Below are 3703 nucleotides of genomic sequence, written 5' to 3'. Positions count from 1 at the left end.
CGTGTTCGGCTGGCAGATGCGCTTCGACCTCAACCAGGGCTTTCCGCTGGTCACCACCAAGAAGGTGCACTGGAAGTCGGTGGTGCACGAGCTGGTCTGGTTCCTGCGCGGCGACACCAACGTGGCCTACCTCAAGGAACACGGCGTCAGCATCTGGGACGAATGGGCCGACGAGCGCGGCGAACTCGGCCCGGTCTACGGCAGGCAGTGGCGCGCCTGGCCGACCGCCGACGGCGGCACGGTGGACCAGATCCGCTGGGTGGTGGAGGAGATCCGCCGCAATCCGGATTCGCGCCGGCTGATCGTCAGCGCCTGGAACGTGGGCGAGCTTTCGAAGATGGCGCTGATGCCCTGCCACACGCTGTTCCAGTTCTACGTGGCCGGCGGCAAGCTGAGTTGCCAGTTGTACCAGCGCTCGGGCGACATCTTCCTGGGCGTGCCCTTCAACATCGCCAGCTACGCGCTGCTCACCCACATGGTGGCGCACGTGTGCGGCCTGGGCGTGGGCGATTTCGTGCATACGCTGGGCGATGCGCACCTGTACAACAACCACGTCGAGCAGGCGCGGCTGCAGCTCTCGCGCGAGCCACGGCCGCTGCCGCGCGTGGCGCTCAATCCGGACGTGCGGGCACTGGAAGACTTCCGCTACGAGGACATCCTGCTGGAAGGCTACGCGCCGCATCCGGCGATCAAGGCGCCCGTAGCGGTGTAGGGGCGGCGTCGGCCCGCCGGGAACCTTGCGGTGAATTGCATGGTGGGCTGAAGCCCACCCTAGGTTTCGCGCGCCAGCAACTCGCGCAAAGCGGGGCTGTCGAGCAGTTGCGCGAACGGCGTCACCGGCGCCGGTCGTTCAGGGGGCGTCTGCAGGGTTTTCTGCCACACGCCCACGTCCCACCAGCGGCCGAGCTTGTAGCCGCTCTGGCGCCATACGCCGGCCGGCTCGAAACCCATCGATTCGTGCATGCGCACGCTCGCCTCGCCCGGCAGGGTGATCACGCCGACCGCCTGGGTCAGGCCCTGCATGCGCATCGCATCGAGCAACACGCCGTACAGGCGCCGGGCGATGCCCTGGCGCTGCGCATCGTCGCGCACATAGATCGAGGTCTCGGCGATCCAGTCGTAGGCGGCGCGCTCGCGGAAACGGCTGGCGTAGGCGTAGGCCAGCACCTGGCTCTCGTGCTCCCACACCAGCCATGGATAGCGCGCCAGCCGCTCGACGATGCGCTGGCGCATCGCCTCCTCGCCTGGCGGTTCGGTTTCGAAGGTGGCCACGCCCGTCTGCACCGAGGGCAGGTAGATCGCGTGGATGGCCTCGGCATCCTCGAGGCGGGCGATGCGGGTGGCCATGGCGCGGTTCAGAGCTCGCGCAGGTAGTAGCGGTCGCAGCCGTGGTGGCCGGTGCCGCCCATCGCCTGGCAGATCGGCGCGAAGCCGCTCCTGCGGTAGAGCGCCTGCGCCGCGTCCATGCCGGTGAGGGTTTCCAGGTAGCAGCGGCGATAGCCCAGTGCGCGGGCGGCATCCAGGCAGCGCTGCATCATCGCGCTGCCCGCGCCGATGCCGCGCGCCTGCGGCAGGAAGTACATCTTGCGCAACTCGCACACGTCCGGCTCGCCGCCTTCCAGCGGCGCCACGCCAGCGCCGCCGATCACCGCGCCGCCGCGTTCGATGACGAAATACGCGCAGCCCGGTCGAACGTAGGCTTCGGCCATATGGGCCACTTCCGCGTCGTGGATCGCGAAGCCGGGGCCGTCGGCGCCGAACTCGGGCATGACGGTGCGGATGATCGACGCCATGGCGGCATCGTCGCGCGGCTCGATGGGGCGGATCAGAAAGTCAGCGGTCATGGTTGATCGTGCGGGGAAGAAGTCGGGCTCGGCGATGCAACGGGTCATGCCGCCGTGCGCGCACGGGTGACGCGGCTGGCCGTGTCCTTGTGCAGCTGCGCCGAGAGCCAGGCGCCGGTGGCGATCAGCAGGTCCAGGTCGATGCCCGTGCGCATGCCCATCCCGTGCAGCATGTAGACCACGTCCTCGCTGGCCACGTTGCCGGTGGCGCCCTTGGCGTACGGGCAGCCGCCGGTGCCGGAGACGGCGCTGTCGACAACGCGCACGCCTTCCTCCAGGCAGGCCAGGATGTTCGCCAGCGCCTGGCCGTAGGTGTCGTGGAAGTGCACCGCGAGCGCGGCCATCGGTACCGCCTGCGCCACGGCGCGCAGCATGGCGCGCGCCTTCGCCGGCGTGCCCACGCCGATGGTGTCGCCCAGCGAGATCTCGTAGCAGCCCAGCGCGTGCAGCCGCTCGGCCACCCGCACCACGTCGGCGACCCCCACCTCGCCCTGGTAGGGGCAGCCGAGCACGGTGGAGACGTAGCCGCGCACCGCCACGCCGTCGGCCTTTGCATGCTCGATCACCGGCACGAAGCGCTCGATCGACTCGTCGATGGAGGCGTTGATGTTCTTGCGGTTGAACGCCTCGCTGGCCGCGGTGAACACGGCGATCTCCTGCGCGCCCACTGACCGCGCGCGCTCGTAGCCCTGCAGGTTGGGCACCAGCACCGGGTAGCGCACGCCGGGCACCTTGCGGATGCCGGCAAACACCTCGGCGGCGTCGGCCAGCTGCGGCACCCATTTGGGGCTGACGAAGCTGGTCGCCTCGATGGTGGCCAGGCCGGTGGAAGAGAGCCGGTCGATCAGCGCGATCTTCACCTCGGCCGGCAGCAGCGTCTTTTCGTTCTGCAGGCCATCGCGGGCGCCCACCTCGACGATGCGGACGGTATCGGCTGGGGCGGTCATGGCGGCTCCGGGGCGGGCGGAACCGCCATTTTAGCCGGTTCGCCCATGCCCGGCCGCCGGCGGCACGAAAGCCGCCGGCGGGCTGGCTTTGACCCGCACTCCTCCGTATAATCGCCCGCTCGACCCACACGGACGGGTCGTGAACCGATGTCGGCAGGATGGAAAGCGTGGCCCGCGGGTCGCCGCCGAATCAGTCAGAAACCGGGCAATCAAGCCCACCCATGGAGCATTCCCATGCCCAAGATCAAGACCAACCGGGCGGCGGCGAAGCGTTTTCGCAAGACCGCGTCGGGCAAGTTCAAGGCCGGTCACGCCTTCAAGTCGCACATCCTGACCAAGAAGTCGACCAAGCGTAAGCGCAACCTGCGCGCGACCAACCACGTCAAAGCGTGCGACACCAAGGGTGTGGCGCGCATGTTGCCGTACGTCTAAGGCGAGGAGGAAACCACCATGGCTCGTGTAAAGCGTGGCGTTACCGCCCGTCGTCGTCACAAGAAGATCATCGGCCGCGCGAAGGGCTACTACAACGCCCGCCGCAAGGTCTTCCGCGTAGCGAACCAGGCCGTCATCAAGGCCGGCCAGTACGCCTATATCGGCCGCAAGCAGCGCAAGCGCCAGTTCCGCGCGCTGTGGATCGTGCGCATCAACGCCGCGGCTCGCCAATTCGGCCTGTCCTACAGCCGCCTGATCAATGGCCTGAACAAGGCCGGCATCACGATCGACCGCAAGGTGCTGGCGGACATCGCCGTGCACGACATCAAGGCGTTTGGCGCGATCGCGGAAAAGGCGAAGGCCAGTCTGGCCGCTTGATCGTCGTCACCGACGCTATGCTGTAAATCAAGCGGGGAGAAGGCCAACGCCTTCTCCCCGTTTTTATTTAATAGCGTGCTCTTGTGCGTTCGCTTCCTCTCC

Annotated in this window: 6 protein-coding genes; 3 read left to right on the top strand and 3 right to left on the bottom strand. The window is 67.9% G+C overall.

Going from position 1 to position 3703, the window contains the following annotated elements; translation table 11 throughout:
- Positions 1-712, top strand: a 712-nt coding sequence (locus HOQ08_RS05135; protein ID WP_291192304.1) for a thymidylate synthase, incomplete at its 5' end; no start/stop codon positions are given.
- 59 nt (positions 713-771) lie between these two features.
- Here the strand turns inward: HOQ08_RS05135 and HOQ08_RS05130 are convergent.
- From HOQ08_RS05130 to HOQ08_RS05120, 3 genes are read right to left on the bottom strand one after another with little or no spacing between them, the layout of a single operon-like run.
- Positions 772-1347, bottom strand: coding sequence for a GNAT family N-acetyltransferase (locus tag HOQ08_RS05130; protein ID WP_291192303.1), 576 nt, complete (start codon positions 1345-1347; stop codon positions 772-774).
- Positions 1348-1355: 8 nt separating this feature from the next.
- Positions 1356-1844 (bottom strand): GNAT family N-acetyltransferase, encoded by a 489-nt coding sequence (locus HOQ08_RS05125; RefSeq protein ID WP_291192302.1) that lies wholly within the window; start codon positions 1842-1844, stop codon positions 1356-1358.
- Between the two features lie 44 nt (positions 1845-1888).
- The gene (locus HOQ08_RS05120; protein ID WP_291192301.1) at positions 1889-2791 is read right to left on the bottom strand and encodes a hydroxymethylglutaryl-CoA lyase; all 903 of its coding nucleotides are present in this window, start codon (positions 2789-2791) and stop codon (positions 1889-1891) included.
- A gap of 234 nt (positions 2792-3025) precedes the next feature.
- On the opposite strand from HOQ08_RS05120, the gene rpmI reads away from it, so the two are divergent.
- Both rpmI and rplT read left to right on the top strand, forming a co-directional pair.
- The gene (rpmI, locus tag HOQ08_RS05115) at positions 3026-3223 is read left to right on the top strand and encodes a 50S ribosomal protein L35 (protein ID WP_026635107.1); all 198 of its coding nucleotides are present in this window, start codon (positions 3026-3028) and stop codon (positions 3221-3223) included.
- An 18-nt stretch (positions 3224-3241) separates the two neighbouring features.
- Positions 3242-3601, top strand: a complete 360-nt coding sequence (rplT, locus tag HOQ08_RS05110; RefSeq protein WP_209618427.1) for a 50S ribosomal protein L20 — start codon at positions 3242-3244, stop codon at positions 3599-3601.
- Positions 3602-3703 lie beyond the last annotated feature (102 nt).

The sequence above is a fragment of the Frateuria sp. genome (genome assembly GCF_013362045.1).
Classification (GTDB): Bacteria; Pseudomonadota; Gammaproteobacteria; order Xanthomonadales; family Rhodanobacteraceae; genus Frateuria_A.
Note: the sequence above shows the minus strand (reverse complement) of the source record. Positions and strands in the feature narration are given on the sequence as shown.

Excerpts from the sequence above, each read along its gene's own strand:
- HOQ08_RS05130 (WP_291192303.1), bottom strand. The coding sequence starts at position 1,347 with ATGGCCACCCGCATCGCCCGCCTCGAGGATGCCGAGGCCATCCACGCG.
- HOQ08_RS05125 (WP_291192302.1), bottom strand. The coding sequence starts at position 1,844 with ATGACCGCTGACTTTCTGATCCGCCCCATCGAGCCGCGCGACGATGCC.
- HOQ08_RS05120 (WP_291192301.1), bottom strand. The coding sequence starts at position 2,791 with ATGACCGCCCCAGCCGATACCGTCCGCATCGTCGAGGTGGGCGCCCGC.
- rpmI (WP_026635107.1), top strand. The coding sequence starts at position 3,026 with ATGCCCAAGATCAAGACCAACCGGGCGGCGGCGAAGCGTTTTCGCAAG.
- rplT (WP_209618427.1), top strand. The coding sequence starts at position 3,242 with ATGGCTCGTGTAAAGCGTGGCGTTACCGCCCGTCGTCGTCACAAGAAG.